This is a genomic window from Candidatus Binatia bacterium (genome assembly GCA_036382395.1).
In the GTDB taxonomy this organism is placed as follows: domain Bacteria; phylum Desulfobacterota; class Binatia; order HRBIN30; family HRBIN30; genus JAGDMS01.
In genome coordinates this window covers 1-15,342 of the sequence record DASVHW010000257.1, presented here as the reverse complement: position 1 = coordinate 15,342, position 15,342 = coordinate 1, and the positions used below count along the sequence as shown (strand labels likewise).

Sequence of the window (15,342 nt, the reverse complement as noted above, 5' to 3'; positions counted from 1 at the left end):
GCAATGATCTGGCCATGCTCGCCTGCCAGTTCGATGGCACCGGACCGGCTCGCGGTGGCGCGGGAACCGGCTGCGGATGCCAGCGTGGTGCCATCACTCAACCGCAGGACGGCGCTAAAGTTGTCCTCCAGCTGCGATGTGACCACAGAGGTCATCTCACAGCTGACGCGTGAGGCTTCGAGACCGCTCAGCAGGCGCAGCAGATCGAAGCTATGCACGCCGGTATGCAACGTGATGCCTCCACCGGCGACCGCCGGATCGTCGATCCAACCCGGGCGCGAGGGTTCGAAGCGCTGACTGAGGCGGAGTGAATGCAGGCGTCCAATGCGCTCACGCGCCGCCAGCACGGCGCGGACGACGCCGTTGTACCGCAGGGTTTGTGCCACCATCACTGGGATGCCGGCCGCCTGCACGGCGCACAACATGCGGCGGCCGTCGGCGAGATTGACCGCCGCGGGCTTCTCCAGCAGCACCGGGCGGCGCAGTGCCGCCGCCGTTTCGATGATGCCGACATGCTGCGTGGGTGGCACCACCACCACCACGGCTTCGACGTCCGGGGCGGCGATCAGATCGCGATAATCACGGTAAAAGCGGCACCCCAGCTCAGCGGCTTGCCGCTGGCCCAATTCGGTATTACGGCGCGCCAAAGCCACCAGACGTAGGTTGGGCAAATCCTGGGTGAGGTGACGGGCATAGCGAGCGCCATGCTTGCCACAGCCGATCAGACCGATTCCAAGCCGAGCCATTGTGCCTCTTGACGCGCTGGTGAGCCCCCGCTCGTATCCTCTCGCCCCGTGGGAGAGGGAACCCATTGTCGTAATAGGATAACAGCCTGAGAGTGGATGGGGAAGTATCAAACGGCGGCGACCAAAGTTGTTGCCACGTTGCAACTGACGGAGGTGTCCTCTAGAAGGCGGATGACAACGGTGACCATTCTGGAGCAAACGGCGAGACCAAAGCGGGCCCGCGTGGCCGCACCCCCCAAGATGCGCCTGGGACGAGTGCCGCGCCCGCGGTTCGACATCCATCAAGTCATGGCGCGCCTGCGCGCCGCTGCGCCCACGTGGAACGCTCCCGTCGTGACCTTGATTGCCAACCAGAGTTCCGACCCGTTTCAGGTGCTGATCTCGTGCCTCCTGAGCCTGCGGACCCGAGACGAGACGACAGGCGCGGCTTCGCGCCGCCTGTTCAAGCTGGCGCGATCGCCGGAAGCCATGCTGCAACTCAGCGCCAAGCAAGTCGAGCAAGCCATCTATCCCGTGGGCTTCTATCGAATCAAGGCGCGAACGATCCTCGACATCTGCCATACCTTGGTTGCGCGCCTCAACGGCAGGGTGCCGGATGAGCTGGATGCGCTGCTCAGCTTGAAGGGCGTCGGCCGAAAGACGGCCAACCTCGTGGTGACGAAAGGCTTCGGAAAGCCTGGGATCTGCGTCGATACGCACGTGCACCGCATTTCGAATCGCTGGGGCTACGTGCGCACCAAGAATCCTGAGGCAACTGAAATGGCACTGCGGCGCAAGCTGCCACAGCAGTACTGGCTGGACTACAACGATGTGCTCGTGGCCTTCGGACAGACGATCTGCATGCCGATCTCGCCTTGGTGCAGCCGCTGTCCGGTGGCCGATTACTGTCCACGAATCGGCGTCGGACGTCATCGCTAGACGGCCGGCGGAAGGCGCGCTGGTTGTCAACTTGACAACGCTGAGCTGCCGGGTCAGGGTTGACTCGTTTTCGAGTGCCCGTTACAACGCGCGGAAAAGGAGCGGAGATGCGGAATCGGTGTCGTTTTGTACCAATCGGTGGCCTGAGTGTAGCACTTGTTCTTGCGCTGTCTGCCTGCGCGGCGAAGGCTCCCGTGGCGGGACCGAAGGCGGTGATGGAAGCCAACCAGGAGACGCCGGTGCCAACCGTGCCGCCGTCCGCGCCCACGCCGGCGCCCGGAGAAGCCAGCCCGAGCCCGATTCCCACACACCCGATTGGGAAGCCGATCAAGGCGCGCAAGGGAGAGGCCATCGGGCCGGACATCACATTCTTCGGCGCGGCGCGAGCCGATGGCACCACGGTCGAGCCGCAGTCGGTCGACAAGAAGGGTATTCCCACCTATGTGAGCGCTGTGGGATCGGGTTTCATGCTGGTGGTGGAAACCAAGCCCGGCCTGAGCGGATTTGAGCCGGCACGTCGGGTGTTCGCCTATGTCCCGGGCGATCCGACCACACGCCCGGATCTGGAAATCGAGGCCACCCGGAACATGGGAGACGGCAGTCCGGCCGTCTGCGATCGTTCCCGGCCGAACATCGGTGGCATTCCTGGGATTGATCCACCCAGCTTCCAGGAGACGCAGCGTATCAGTGATGCCATCAATGATCTGGCGTGCCGTTTTGAGACCTTTATCCAGTCTGATTCCTCCTGCACGCAAAACAAGAACGGGGACTACTCGTTTGTGAACAAGGACTCGATGACACAGTTCTGCATGATCGTCGCGCGCGCCTGGGCTTTCCCGGTGGGAGAAACCCTGCTCAGTGTGCGGGTGCGCGACAGCGAGGGCAATCCGGGACCGGTCAAGCAGATACGGATCTTGCGGCCGGCCCAGCAACCACAGAAGAAGTAAATGGTCGAAATACGCTATCGCATGTCACCTTGTTTCAGGCGATAGTCGGCACGCGTGGCGGGATGTGAGGGAAATGGCCTGCCACGTCTGACCAAGGCGGGGGCAACGACTATGAAGGCAACCCGAACGCTCGTCGCGATGTTTCTCCTCCTCAGTGGCTGCGGGAGCTGCCAGCGCAGCGCAGAAGCGCCCGGCGAAAGCGCAGGGGCGCCGACGGCGGCGGTTCCCTTGCAGGCCCGCGACAAGATTCAGGTGGCTCCGCTGCCGCCGGCGGCTGGGGATCGCCCCGGTGCCGCGTCCAAGCGGCAAGTGGAAGGCAACGTGGTCCCGACACCGATCGAGCCCCCGCTCGGCGAGGGCGCGGCCGAGGGCTCAGCTGCCGAGCCGGAGGAGAGCGACGGAGATTGCATCGTCGTTGCGGACGCGGACCCGGATTATGGCCCACCCCCGCTTGCTGTGACCTTCAGTGCCGAAGCGGAGTGCAATGCGGGGCAGCCCACTTACAAGTGGAACTTTGGTGACGGCTCGCCACCCAACAGTGAAACCAATCCGACCCATACGTACGCGAAAGCCGGCGATTACACGGCGTCGGTGGCGATTACCGGTCCGGGTGGCGCCACGGCATCCGACGAGGTCGACATCACCGTCGAGGAAGGCGAGGGCGAGCCGCAGGAGTAATGCGTCGCATGAAATCCGGCAGCGCGCGGAAGCGATCCGGCTGGTTGCTGGCGGGCGTACTGCTGCTGTTCATAGCGTTCATCATCTACCGCAGCCTGCATATTGTTGGCTATCGGTGTTCGGTCTGCATCGATTTTCGAGGCCAAGAGGTGTGTCGGACGGTGGACGGCCCGACCGAACGTGAGGCCCGTTCGGGTGCGACGACCAATGCGTGCGCCTTTCTGGCCTCCGGTGTGACGGACAGCTTGGCCTGTGAACGCACGATGCCGACCAAGATGGACTGTTCCGCTGTCGATTGAACGACGGTCATCCAGGGGTGAGTTCGGCCGCCGTGGGGCATACCATTACCCCGCGGCCCGATGACTGCTCACGGGCCGGAAAGCTACAGGCTGTTTGGAATTCCAGGTGGGGAAAAGCGGAGGCGAGGGCTGATAAGCTCCTCGCCTCCGACCGATACCGGTGGGTGGTTACGGGCGCTTGAAGAGGCTCTGCATCTTCATCGCCAGACCCATGTCGCCGGCGATTTTCAGCTTGCCGCTCATGAACGCCATCTGGCCGTTCAGCTTGCCCGAGATCATGTCGACATAGTCCGACGCTGCTATGGTCATGGTCATGTTCGGTGATGCATGCGCGCCTTCGCCGGTCGTGCATGCGCCGTCCTTGATCACGACGTGCCACGTGCCGCCACCGTCGCCACCCAGGTTGAATTGGATAACGGAGTTCATCCCCTTAGCCGCGTCGGCGTTGAAATTCGCCGGCATCTGCTTGAAGATCTCCTTCACTGCTGCTGCTGTGTCTGCCATCACTATCCTCCTTTCAGGAATTGAGGGGCTTGGCATGGCACCCTCTTGATATCCTTAACTTGAACGCACTCCACTTCCGTCCTTCGCCAGCTCCTCACCCCACCCCAGACGCGACGCTTTGTATGCGAGGGCCGCTCCCTTGTCAATCATTCGAACGCACTTTGTTTTCCTCCCGGCTGCCCGCGCCGCAGCGGCCAGCGGTGCTAGCGCGCGCGGTGGACATTGGCGGCCAGATTGGACGGCAAATTGAGGGTACCGCCGATGTTTGAATATGCAAAATGGCGGGCGTTCACGTGCACGTGCAGCGGCACGCCCGGCCCGTCGTGGATTTCATAGTCGAGAGGGATCGGTCCCAAGAGTCGGAGCACGTTGTGCAGCAAGCCGGCGAAGGTTTTCCAGCGTTGCGGCGGCAGGTCGATCGAGCGCACCCAATCGTGCAAGCACACCACCTCATAGCTGTGCGGGAACACGCCAAAGGGACAGAAGTAGGCGTAGCAGCCGTCACGCTCCTCGAGCAGAAAACCGTGTTCGCGCGCGAATACAACCATGGCCTCCCAGATGCGCGGCTCGCGGATCGTAACTTCCCCTTCCCGGAGCACTGGAGGAAACGGGAGATCCGATCCAATGACTTGATTGTGGAGGTGCGGTTGCGAGGCGCCGGATTCACGCCCTTGGTTCTTGCGTACCAGCACCGCGCGCACCGCCGGGTTGCTGTACGCCAGGCGAGCGACTTCAACGTCGGCAGCCAGCAGGGCTTCAAATTGCGTCAAGGGGAGCAGCGCCGAGTAGAGAAGGTCATCATGTCGCTGCGCGTTATCGGCGAAGTGCCGCGGGTCTTCGATGACCACGTAGGACTCGTTCCGGCCGCCCGTGCAGCATTCGGGGATGCGCGGAATGAGATTCGGCACGGCGCGAATCAGCCAGCCGCTGTCGGTGCGGTCGGCAGACACCGCCCGCGCCGTGATGCGCAGCACCTCTTCGGGGGTGCGCTCTTCGTTCCCCGGACAGAAGGGGCAGGTGCGCGGCGCCGCCTCCAATTCCTGGCGCAGTTGTGCCGCCACGGCAGCGTGATCAACGTCGGCGCCGCGCAGCAGCTCGTCCTGAGCCCGCCGTGTGAAGCCGCTGCGCTTTTTGTGGACGTGGGTGAAGTAGGTGATCGTGTTGGTGAACGGATTCCGCACCCACACGAGCTCGCCGTTGTCCTTGCGGTACTCTATCGGCATTGAGGGAGTGCGGTCATGCGGCTTCAATCGGCGCTCAGCCCCAAACCGGAGCGATGTCGAGGTTCGGCTGGCCGAACAGGCACGGGCTATCGAGATCGAGATCGAAGCTGCCGGTTTCACCCGGATGCAGCGTTGACGGTTTCACGGCGACCTCCTCATTCAAGCACGGCGTTCCCTGCGTGCTGTCGACCGCAGTGATCGTCACCGCGACGCGTTCAGCGTCCGCGCCCCCAACGTTCTTCACCGTTCCGGTAATACGCATGGTGGAGGGTCCCGAGCGGGGGGTCTCTCGAGACGTCACAATGACCTGGGCCGGGCCCTGCGCCGGCTGCTCCTGCTGGGCTTGCGCATCCCCCTTGGCAGCCTCGGTGTCCGCTGATCCTTCGTTGTGGGAGCCCACCTCGGGCCGAGCGGAAAGATGCCGCTCCTCGACGTGACGGGCTTCCGGCGGGGGCGCATCGGCGAAATGAACAACGCCTTGATCGTCGGTCCATTTGTAGAACGTCTGCGCTGCTGCAACGGCGCACCACGCCGCTAGTCCGCATCCGCCGACCCACATCCACAACCACGATTTTCTCCCAGCCAGCACGTCTATTGCCCTTCTGCCACTCTAGGAGGGAGCAGGGGGCCAGTCAATCGGAAGTAGTAGGTGATTCACGCAGTTACGCTGGCGGCCAAATGATGTGAGTGAGGCTTGATTGCCGAGTACGGCGTGGTTAGGTTGACAGCGTATTTGAGGATCGATGATGACGGGAAAAGAAACAGTAATGGTGGCGTTTGATCGACTGTTCGACAAAGCTGCGGCCAAGCTGCATCTGGAGTGCGGCGATGGTGAGAAGGAGGAAGCCAAGCGGCACTTCTCCGAGCGCTTCTTGGCGACTCTCGATGTCGCCGGGCAAGTCACCGTACCGAAGATTCCCGAAGAGGTGATGCGGTCGATGGAAGAGGCCATCGATCATCTCTCGCCAGCACAAGTCGTCGGACACCTGGCTGCCATCCCGCTGGTCCATCAGACCCAGGAGATGCTGCGCACGATCGCCTACCGCGCCGCCGAGCAAAGCCTGATCGAGCACCTCATCAGTCAGGCAGACGACACGTACGGCGGAAACTAATACCGGTGCCGGGTTTCGAGTCCTGAGTTTCCGGCAGGGGACTCAGGACTGCCTCCCGTACAGTTCTTGCCGCGGATCGACAGCCAAGTTGCTGCCGTCAAGGCGCAGGTGGCGCGGGTTATAGTCGGGATGGTGTATAGAGAGGGCGATGGCGGCCGGTGCGAGGTCGGCGGGCGTGGCGAAGCCCGCGATTCCGGCCGCATTGGTTGCGAGTCTGGCGATTAGCTTGTCGGGATGCGAGTGCACGAGCACTTCCGCGTCCGCGACGGGCGGTTGCTCGCCGGACTCGTCCGCATCGTTGTCGAGCACGGTCACGCGGGCGGTGCGACCGTCCGGGGCTGGTTCCACCGTCACGGCGAGGTCACGTAGCCAGATCATCGGTTCGCCGGTGACGGCCTTCATCCCGATGCGCTCGAGATGGCGGGCGGGATTCGCTTTCAAGCGCACGTCTTGCACCGCCATGCCGTGGTCGCTGGTGAACACAAAGAGCGTGGAATCGAAGAGCCCCTTGGCTTCCAGCATATCGAGCACCTGGCCGAGGCGGCGGTCGGTTTCCGCCACCGCCTCGCGTAAGCCGTCCCCGTGCGGGCCGTACTCGTGGCCGGCCCCGTCGGTGAGGGAAAACTCATGCGCCACCAGTACCGGTGGCGCGTGCGTCGGATCGTCAAACAGCAGCATGAGCTGCGCCATGCCGCGCGCGTCCAACACGGCCTCGCGGTGTATGCCCTCTTTGCCGTCGGCCAGGTAACGCGGGCTGATCGCGGCGACAAGGTCGGGCGTCAGTGCCTTGAGCCGGTCGCGCGGGCAGACGACCCGCTGCTCCAGCGGGGCATGGTCCGCGCCACGCCCCTGCGGGTCATGAATACTGGCGGTGAACGCTGCTCGTCCGAGAGCGCGATGGAAGGCTTCGTACAAGGTTTCTACGTCCCTGCTCAAATAGCCCTCCGTCATCAGGCCTTGGCCCTGCGGCGCCAACGCCTGGCGTGACTCGCGCGCATAGTAAGTCGGGTTCACGATATCATGGTGTCCGCACCAGGCGCCGGTGAGCAGGGTGCTGTGGCTGGGCCAGGTGATGCTGGGAAAGTTGACCGTCGATCCAAAACGGAAGAAGGCGCTGCGATCGAGGATGCGGCGGAGATTGGCGATCGCGGAATCCTGCGTGTCGAGCAGGTGGCGCAACTCGCTGTTGCTCAGGCCGTCGAAGACCACGATGTAGGCCCGTTCCGGCCGTCGTGCACCGTGCGCGATCTCGGTGAGGACACGCCCGTCTTGACGTTGCAGGTACACGTCCGGCGCAACCCCCCGCTGACTGGCCGTGCGGCCGCTGAAGTCCGCGCCGTCAATCTTCGGAAAGCCCATGAGGTGACAGATGGTTGGGGCGACGTCGATCTGTCGCGCCGCGCCATCGTAGACCCCCGGTCTGATCCCCGGGCCGGCGAATGCCAGTGGGGCGCGGGACTGCACCACGTCGAGCGCGCCGTGCTGGCCGAGCTGGAGGCCGAAGGCGTAACACTTTGGGCTGATGACGAGGTCCGGGGCGTAGGGGCTGTCGAAGAGCTGGGCAATGCGCTCAAAGGCATACGGGTAGCTGATCTGCTCGGGTTCGATGAAGGCATGGTTGCCATCCTCGGTTGGGTGGCCCGATGCGGCTGCGGCCTGCAGCTCCTCCTGGCAAGTGGCGATCGCGCTATGAGACTGATTGGCGACCGGGTTGCTGCCGATCTGCTCAACGATGGAGAAGTCCAGCTGATTGTTCCGCAAGACGCGCTGGAAGCGGACCATACCCCGCGACGCCCACACCTCGTACGTGCCATCGCGGCACGTCATGACCAGATCCACCTCGTCGCGGACGCGAGGGTCCCCTAGGAGCGTGACGAGGGCTCGGTTGCCTGACTCTTCCTGGTTGTGATCTAAGCCCTGTCCGGCAGGGCGTTCCGGTCCGAGGATGCGTTCCATCGTGTCTCCTTTGCCGACCGGTGTATCTATCCTGCCGGTTACGGCAGTGGAAGACATCGGCGCAGTCCATGGCGTTCGGCATTGCGGGAGAGGGGTCCAGCGGACCTGCCGACGGCCGGAAAATTCTCCGGGCGGGGTTTCATTGATAGAAGGCTCTCGGACGACTATGCTACGACGTACCGATTATGCAATTGCGTTTACCGCGTAGATGGAAGGTCGTGTTGGTCACCGGGGGCTGTGTGCTTCTGGGGGGATGCGCTGCCATTCGAAGGACCGCCTTGCCGGCTCAGCCATTTCCGTGGGCGCTGGAATTGGGTTCCTCCCAGACCACGGACGAGACGTTGCCACCGGACGCGACGGCCGAGGGCCATTTTCTGAAAGCCGAGGTTGCGATGAACCGCGGCGACCAGACGGTCGCGCTGAAGGAATACGAGCTGGCGATGGCGGCTGATCCGACTTCGCCACTGCTTCGGCAGCGCTTGGCGATGCTCTATGTCCGCGCCAATCGGCTGCGGGAAGCGCTCACGGAAATCGAGAAGGCTGTCGAGCTTGATCCTCAGAACGTGCAGGCGCGCATCTTGCTCGCGGGGATCCTTTCGGCGCTCGGTCAGGACAATGAGGCGGCGGGCCAGTACGAAGCGGTTCTCGAGATCGACCCCAGCAATCAAGAAGCCCACCTTTTCCTCGGCGCGCTCTACGGCAAGCGAGGCGAGTACGACCGGGCGGTGGAGACGCTGGATCAGCTGACGCAGATCAACCCGCAATCGTTTCTGGGGTTCTATTACCTTGGGCGTGTCCAGGCTGCGGCGCACAATTTCGAGAAAGCGGAGCGCGCCTATAAGGAAGCCCTGAGGCTGAACCCCCAGTCGGAGATGATCCTCCTCGACATGGCGCTGCTGTACGAGGCCGAGGAGAAGTCGGATAAGGCCATCGATCTGTACCAGCGCGTCCTGAAGGCCGATCCGCACAGCGCGGTGGCGCGCAAACGCCTCGGCGGACTGTATGTGGGGCAGCGGAAACTTGACGAGGCGCTGTCGCAGTTCCAGGAGTTGGAGAAGACCGAAACCGACCCCCAAGACAGCCGCGTCAAGATCGGGCTCATCTACTTTGAGAAAGGTGACTACGACAAAGCGGCGACGGAGTTTACGCTGGTCCTGGCGGTGGAACCGGATAATCATCGCGTGCGCTATTACCTGGCGTCGGTGTACACCGAAATGAAGGATGAGCAGCGTGCCGCCGCCGAATTCGAGCGCATTCCGTCAGACTCAGAGTACTATGCCGATGCCGCCGTCCGCATCGCGTATATCCGACAGAAGGAGGGGCGGATTGACGATGCCATCGCCCAGGTGAAGAAGGCGCTCGATGCCAAGGCCGACAATGCCGAACTGGTCGGGTTGCTAGCTTCGCTGTATCGCGAGAAGGGCGATCTGCCGGCAGCCATCCGGTTGATTCAAGCGATGGTGGAGCGCGAGCCGAACAACGACAAGTATCACTTCACCCTCGGCGCACTGTACGACGAAGCCAAGAGCAAGGAGGCTGGAATTGCCGAGATGCGGAAAGCGGTCGAGCTGAATCCGAACAACGCCCCAGCGTTGAACTACCTGGGCTACACGTTTGCCGAGACGGGGGTACAGCTCGACGAGGCTGAAAGCCTCATCCGTCGCGCCATTGCCCTCGATCCGACCGATGGCTTTTACATCGATAGCCTGGGGTGGGTGTACTACCAGCGTGGCGAGTACGACAAGGCCGTTGAGCAACTCGAACACGCGATCGAATTGACCGGCGAAGATTCCACCATCGCCGAACACTTGGCCGACGCCTATTGCCAGACCGGAAAACCGGAGGAGGCCTTGCGCTTGTACCAGGATGCGTTGAGCCATTCCAAGGAACGCGAGCAGGTCGAGCGCATCAAGGGGAAAATCCAGGTGCTGGAGGGCGGTCACTCGGAAGTCGGTAAGGAATCCTGACGTTCCGATGAAGGGCTGCAGCGAAGCCGGGAATCGGGTGGTGGCTCTCGCGCCCGGTCGGATCCCCCCGTACACGTCGCCCGCGAGAGCCGCAGTGCTGGCACTGGCACTGGCCATCGCGTGTAGCGGCTGCGCGGCGGTCCGTCGCCGGACTGCGCCTCCACCGCCCGGCGCTCTGCCTTCTGCCGCCCAGTTGGACGCATCACTGACGGCTCGTCGTGAGGCCGTACGCAGTTTGCGGGCCCTGGCCCACCTCCACTATCGTGATCCCGAGGAGTCGAATAGCTCTCGTGAAGCCATCGTGGTTGCCCGTCCAGACCGCTTGCGTGTGGAGGTGATGTCGCTGTTCGGTGCGGTGTTCGTTCTGACCGCCGATGGCGGCGCGCTCACCGCGTATGACCGGCAAGAGAATACCGTCTACCGGGGACGGACGTCGCCGGAAAACTTGTGGCGGTACGTGCGTCTGTCCTTGCCGGTGAACGAGTTGGTCGATATCGTCCTCGGCACGCCGCCACTACGGCAGCGGCAGCAAGCGCAGGTGTCGTTCGATGCGCAGGCGGGGGCCATCTGCCTGTGGCAGGATCTCGCCCCCGGCGCGCTGGTGGTGTGGTTTTCAGAGTCGGAATTGCCCCTGGCGGCCGAGGAACGGGGTGCGGACGGACAACCGGAATGGCACGCCACTTTCGGCGAGTACGAGGAGCAGAACGGCTTCCCGGTTGCGACTCGGATTGGACTTGAACTGCCGATGTGGCATCGTTCGCTGGAGATGAAGCTGGAAGACGTTGACCTCAATCCCGCCCTGGATCGGTCCGTGTTTGCTCTACAGACGCCACCGGGGAGCAGGGTCGTGACTCTCGATGCGGTGGCCGACTGATGCGACACCTCATTCTCGCAGCCGTGCTGGCATCGCTCGTCGTTGCGTGCCGGCAAAGTTCAGAGCCCAGCGCAAGGACACCGGCCTCATCGAGCCTCGCGCAGCGCCTGGTGAGCGCCACCATCAGTGATCCGAAGACGTTCAATCCGCTGCTCGTTGTTGACGGTGCGTCAGCAGCGGCGGTGGGCGATCTGTTCGAAGGCTTGGCACGCCTCAACCCCGTGACGATCGAGATGGAGCCGCGGCTGGCAGAGAAATGGGAGATCAGCGCCGACGGAACGGTCTACACGTTTCACCTGCGTCACGATGTCCGCTGGCACGACGGTGTTGCCCTCACCGCCGCCGACGTCGCCTTCACCTTCGACGCGATCTTCGACGATCGCGTGCCGAACAGCTCGAAGCACACGCTCCTGATCGACGGGCAGCGCGTCAAAACGGAGATCGCGGACGATTTCACCATCCGCTTGATTCTCCCCCGACCGTTTGCCCCGCTGATCAACGCCTTGGGGTTCGACATTCTCCCCAAGCACATACTCGGACCGGCGTTACAGAATGGTACGTTTGCCCAGTCCTGGGGTATCGACACGCCACCTGAACAGATCATCGGTACGGGTCCTTACCGGATGGCGCGCTACGTGCCGGCACAGTTCATCGAATTTCGACGCAACCCCGATTACTGGATGAAGGACGATGCCGGCAAACCATTGCCGTATCTCGACATCCAAACGGTCCTCGTCGTGCCGAACCAGGACACCATGTACCTGAAGTTTCTCTCGGGACAGACCGACGCACACTCTCCGCGCCCGGAAGAAGTGGGCGACCTGCGCGCCAAGGCCGACGAGCTCAAGATTGTGGTGCAGGACGTTGGCCTCGATACCGGTTCACAATTCGTGGCGTTCAACCGCAACCCGCAGCATTTCGTCCAGAACGGCAAGGCCGATCCGCGCCTGACCTGGTTCACCGACCCGAACTTTCTGAAGGCTCTGGCGCATGCCATCGACAAGCAGTCGATGATCGTCAACTGTCTGAATGGTTATGGCAAGCCGGCGGTGGCGGAGATCTCGCCGGAAAACAAGCTGTACCACAACCCCAACCTGCAGGATTATGCGTATGATCTGGACGAGGCCCGACGCCTGCTGAAGGAAGGCGGTTATATCGACCGCAATGGCGACGGTGTCATCGAAGATGGCGCCGGCAACCCGATCGAGTTCACGCTCAACACCAACGCCGGCAACCAAGTGCGTGAGCGGATGTGCTCGATGCTCAAAGAAGACTGGACCAAACTCGGCATGAAGGTCAACTACCGCCCGCTCGAGTTTACCACGTTGGTCGAGAAGCTTGACCACACCTTTGACTGGGATGCCGTCCTCATCGGCTTTACCGGCACGACGGAGCCCAACAACGGAGCGAACATGCTGCGCTCCAGCGGTAACCTGCACCTGTGGAACCCGAATCAGCCGGCCCCGGCGACGCCGTGGGAAGCAGAAATCGACAAGCTGCTCGATCAAGGCTCAGGGGAGATCGATGTCCAGAAACGACCATCGTACTACTGGCGCATCCAGGAAATCCTGCACCAGCAGCTGCCGCTGATCGAAACCGTCCGCGCGACGCAGTTCTCGGCCTACAAGAGGTCGATACAGAACTTCCGCCCCACGGTGTGGGGCCTGTACCGCCCGGAGCTGATTCGTATCGCGGAGTGAGTTGCAGCGGTCAAGGGTTCAAGGGATCAAGACTTTGAGGGTCGAAAGCCATCAGTGTCCTTGAACCCTTGAACCCCCGAACCCCCGAACCCTTATGCTTCGGTACCTCGGTCGCCGCGTGCTCCACATGATCCCGCTCTTGCTCGGGATCACCTTCCTGTCCTTTCTCGTCATCGATCTGGCGCCGGGGGACTACTTCAGCACGCTCAAGATGAACCCGTCGATCTCGCCGGATGTGATTCATCAAATGGAGGTGCAGTTTGGCTACGGTGATCCGCTGCTGCTGCGCTATCTGAAGTGGCTCTGGCGGGTGCTGCACCTCGATTTGGGTGTGTCCGTGGCCTATCGGGTGAAGATCATTGACCTGATCGGCGCCCGCGTCGGCAATACTGTGGTCCTGGCGTTGGCCAGTATGCTGGTGACGTGGAGTCTGGCGATCCCGATCGGCATCATCGTGGCACTGCGCCCGAACTCGATGACGGACAGGACCCTGTCGTTTTTCGCCTTCTTCGGCATGTCGCTGCCGAATTTTTTCCTGGCCTTTCTGCTGATGTTTGCGGCGCTGCGGACCGGTTGGTTTCCGATCGGCGGTTCCTTCTCGGTCTACTACGACAGCCTGCCGTTGTGGGGGAAGATCACGGACCGCCTGCAACACTTGTGGTTGCCGATGATCGTGCTGGGCCTCGGCGGCATGGCGAGCCTGATGCGCTTGATGCGCGCCAACATTCTCGAAATCAAACAGGCCGACTTCGTGCGCACGGCACGCGCCAAGGGGCTGCCCGAGCGCGTCGTGGTGGTCAAGCATATTCTACGCAACGCGCTGAACCCGTTCATCACACTGGCCGGGTTCGAGTTGGGGAATCTGCTCGGCGGCGCCGCGCTGGTGGAAGCGGTCATGAACCTCCAGGGGCTCGGAACCCTCATGCTCGATGCCGTGCGCTCACTCGACGTCTACCTGGTCATGGGCTCGGTCCTGATGGGATCGGTGCTGCTGCTGCTGGGCAATTTGCTTGCCGACCTGGCCCTCACGTTGGTGGATCCGCGCATCGATTTCACGCGCTCGGAAGGTTCCCGTTGAAGAGAAAGCCAGTAGACGGAGCGCTCTTATGACCCCGACGCGGCATCCCGGCGCTGTCGTATGGGGCAGCGCCGTCCTCCTGGCCCTCTTCTACCTGACGGCGATCGCCGCGCCCTTCGTGGCGCCGTACGATTTCGCCACGCAGAACCGGGCGTTTCCCCACTGCCCCCCGTCCAGCTTACACGTCAACCCGCCGGGACGTTGGAGCGAGGGCCTCCTTTACACGCATCCGTACCTTCTGGTCGATCCGATGACGCGGCGTTACGAGGAGCAAACGGAGGTGCGCATCCCGATCCGTCTCTTTTTCGGCGGGCACTTGTTCACCACACCGCCAGATGCCGGCCGGTTCTTTCTGTTGGGAACCGACGGGGTCGGACGCGATCTGTTCTCACGCATCGTCTACGGCAGCCGCGTGAGCCTATCGATCGGCCTCGTTGGTGTGTCGATCAGCTTCACCATCGGCACCCTGGTGGGCAGCATCGCCGGGTACACCGGTGGCTGGGTCGACAACCTCATCATGCGGCTGGTGGAGGTGGAGATGTCGCTGCCGTCGTTCTACTTCCTGCTGGCGTTGGCGGCGGTGATTCCCGCTAACCTGTCGTCGGCGACCACCTTCTTCATCATCGTCGTCCTGCTGAGCTTCATCAGTTGGGCCGGCTTTGCCCGCATCATCCGCGGCATGGTCTCTTCGCTGCGGGAGTACGAGTACGTCGTGGCGGCCCGCGCCCTGGGTGCGACGCGCTGGCGCATCCTGACGCGCCACGTCATCCCCGGCACCTTCAGCTACACCATCATTGCCGCGACCGTCAGTATCCCGGGTTTCATTCTGGGGGAGAGCGCTCTGTCGCTGCTCGGCCTGGGCATCCAGGAACCCAGCGCCAGCTGGGGGAATTTGCTTGCCGACGCGCAGAACGTGCAGAACCTGGTCAAGTACCCATGGATACTGACGCCAGGTGTCTTCATCTTCCTCACCATCATGGCGTTCAACTTTCTCGGCGATTATCTGCGCGACCGCCTCGACCCGCGTGCGGCTGCGGGGTGAGAGTTCTTTCCGGCTCAGGTGCGTTTCACGGCGGCTTCGAGCCGCGCCATCCACTCGCTCAGCACCGGCGTGAGCGCGGCAGGCATCGCGGCATCGGCGAAGCGTAACGTGCAACACTGACCGTACAGCGCCGCGTCGGCAAGGGTGGGGCTGTCGCCGAAGATGAAGGGCCTCTGGCTGAGCGTCTGTACGGTAAATTCCAGCAATGCCTGTGCCCGGGCCACTAACTCGGCGGCATCCCGTTCCCACTCCTCGACGCAGCCGCGGCCGAACTTACGCTCCTTGATGAAGGTGAACA

The 15,342-nt window shown here is 62.8% G+C and carries 16 protein-coding genes; 10 read left to right on the top strand and 6 right to left on the bottom strand.

Features of this window, described 5'->3' with window-relative positions:
* Positions 1-746 (bottom strand): Gfo/Idh/MocA family oxidoreductase (locus tag VF515_11990; GenBank protein HEX7408355.1); only part of this gene is annotated, 746 nt, incomplete at its 3' end.
* Positions 747-1,034: 288 nt separating this feature from the next.
* Here VF515_11990 and nth point away from each other — a divergent pair.
* From nth to VF515_11970, 4 genes are all read left to right on the top strand, one after another.
* The gene (gene nth / locus VF515_11985; protein ID HEX7408354.1) at positions 1,035-1,664 is read left to right on the top strand and encodes an endonuclease III; all 630 of its coding nucleotides are present in this window, start codon (positions 1,035-1,037) and stop codon (positions 1,662-1,664) included.
* Between the two features lie 194 nt (positions 1,665-1,858).
* Positions 1,859-2,611 (top strand): hypothetical protein, encoded by a 753-nt coding sequence (locus VF515_11980; GenBank protein HEX7408353.1) that lies wholly within the window; start codon positions 1,859-1,861, stop codon positions 2,609-2,611.
* A 111-nt stretch (positions 2,612-2,722) separates the two neighbouring features.
* Positions 2,723-3,289 (top strand): PKD domain-containing protein, encoded by a 567-nt coding sequence (locus VF515_11975; GenBank protein ID HEX7408352.1) that lies wholly within the window; start codon positions 2,723-2,725, stop codon positions 3,287-3,289.
* Between the two features lie 8 nt (positions 3,290-3,297).
* Positions 3,298-3,588, top strand: a complete 291-nt coding sequence (locus tag VF515_11970; protein ID HEX7408351.1) for a hypothetical protein — start codon at positions 3,298-3,300, stop codon at positions 3,586-3,588.
* 168 nt (positions 3,589-3,756) lie between these two features.
* Here VF515_11970 and VF515_11965 read toward each other — a convergent pair whose 3' ends face one another.
* The 3 genes from VF515_11965 to VF515_11955 all read right to left on the bottom strand — a co-directional run bounded on the left by VF515_11965 (position 3,757) and on the right by VF515_11955 (position 5,904).
* On the bottom strand, positions 3,757-4,071 hold the full coding sequence (locus VF515_11965) for an SCP2 sterol-binding domain-containing protein (protein ID HEX7408350.1): 315 nt from the start codon (positions 4,069-4,071) through the stop codon (positions 3,757-3,759).
* 224 nt (positions 4,072-4,295) lie between these two features.
* The gene (locus VF515_11960; GenBank protein HEX7408349.1) at positions 4,296-5,342 is read right to left on the bottom strand and encodes a DUF4921 family protein; all 1,047 of its coding nucleotides are present in this window, start codon (positions 5,340-5,342) and stop codon (positions 4,296-4,298) included.
* A 7-nt stretch (positions 5,343-5,349) separates the two neighbouring features.
* The gene (locus VF515_11955) at positions 5,350-5,904 is read right to left on the bottom strand and encodes a DUF4124 domain-containing protein (protein ID HEX7408348.1); all 555 of its coding nucleotides are present in this window, start codon (positions 5,902-5,904) and stop codon (positions 5,350-5,352) included.
* Between the two features lie 178 nt (positions 5,905-6,082).
* Between VF515_11955 and VF515_11950 the strand changes: the two genes are divergently transcribed.
* Entirely contained in the window at positions 6,083-6,427 is a 345-nt protein-coding gene (locus VF515_11950; GenBank protein ID HEX7408347.1) for a hypothetical protein, read from the top strand.
* A gap of 42 nt (positions 6,428-6,469) precedes the next feature.
* On the opposite strand, the gene VF515_11945 is transcribed toward VF515_11950, so the two are convergent.
* On the bottom strand, positions 6,470-8,383 hold the full coding sequence (locus VF515_11945) for an alkaline phosphatase family protein (protein HEX7408346.1): 1,914 nt from the start codon (positions 8,381-8,383) through the stop codon (positions 6,470-6,472).
* Positions 8,384-8,661: 278 nt separating this feature from the next.
* Here VF515_11945 and VF515_11940 point away from each other — a divergent pair, with 278 nt between their 5' ends.
* From VF515_11940 to VF515_11920, 5 genes are all read left to right on the top strand, one after another.
* A complete protein-coding gene (locus VF515_11940) occupies positions 8,662-10,350 on the top strand; it encodes a tetratricopeptide repeat protein (GenBank protein ID HEX7408345.1) in 1,689 nt (562 codons plus the stop codon).
* A 301-nt stretch (positions 10,351-10,651) separates the two neighbouring features.
* Positions 10,652-11,224: a hypothetical protein gene (locus VF515_11935; GenBank protein HEX7408344.1), complete on the top strand. Its 573-nt coding sequence runs from the start codon at positions 10,652-10,654 to the stop codon at positions 11,222-11,224.
* Complete coding sequence (locus tag VF515_11930; GenBank protein HEX7408343.1) at positions 11,224-12,924, top strand: ABC transporter substrate-binding protein; 1,701 nt, start codon at positions 11,224-11,226, stop codon at positions 12,922-12,924. Before VF515_11935 ends, VF515_11930 begins: the two co-directional genes overlap by 1 nt.
* Before the next feature lie 94 nt (positions 12,925-13,018).
* Entirely contained in the window at positions 13,019-14,002 is a 984-nt protein-coding gene (locus VF515_11925; GenBank protein ID HEX7408342.1) for an ABC transporter permease, read from the top strand.
* A gap of 28 nt (positions 14,003-14,030) precedes the next feature.
* Complete coding sequence (locus VF515_11920) at positions 14,031-15,044, top strand: ABC transporter permease (protein HEX7408341.1); 1,014 nt, start codon at positions 14,031-14,033, stop codon at positions 15,042-15,044.
* Between the two features lie 14 nt (positions 15,045-15,058).
* Here VF515_11920 and VF515_11915 read toward each other — a convergent pair.
* Positions 15,059-15,342: glutathione S-transferase C-terminal domain-containing protein (locus tag VF515_11915; GenBank protein HEX7408340.1), on the bottom strand; the 284-nt coding region annotated here is incomplete at its 5' end.

What these genes read in the sequence shown, in the direction of transcription:
- nth (HEX7408354.1), top strand. Translation starts at nt 1,035, where the DNA reads ATGGCGCGCCTGCGCGCCGCTGCGCCCACGTGGAACGCTCCCGTCGTG.
- VF515_11975 (HEX7408352.1), top strand. Translation starts at nt 2,723, where the DNA reads ATGAAGGCAACCCGAACGCTCGTCGCGATGTTTCTCCTCCTCAGTGGC.
- VF515_11970 (HEX7408351.1), top strand. Translation starts at nt 3,298, where the DNA reads ATGAAATCCGGCAGCGCGCGGAAGCGATCCGGCTGGTTGCTGGCGGGC.
- VF515_11950 (HEX7408347.1), top strand. Translation starts at nt 6,083, where the DNA reads ATGGTGGCGTTTGATCGACTGTTCGACAAAGCTGCGGCCAAGCTGCAT.
- VF515_11945 (HEX7408346.1), bottom strand. Translation starts at nt 8,383, where the DNA reads ATGGAACGCATCCTCGGACCGGAACGCCCTGCCGGACAGGGCTTAGAT.
- VF515_11930 (HEX7408343.1), top strand. Translation starts at nt 11,224, where the DNA reads ATGCGACACCTCATTCTCGCAGCCGTGCTGGCATCGCTCGTCGTTGCG.
- VF515_11925 (HEX7408342.1), top strand. Translation starts at nt 13,019, where the DNA reads ATGCTTCGGTACCTCGGTCGCCGCGTGCTCCACATGATCCCGCTCTTG.
- VF515_11920 (HEX7408341.1), top strand. Translation starts at nt 14,031, where the DNA reads ATGACCCCGACGCGGCATCCCGGCGCTGTCGTATGGGGCAGCGCCGTC.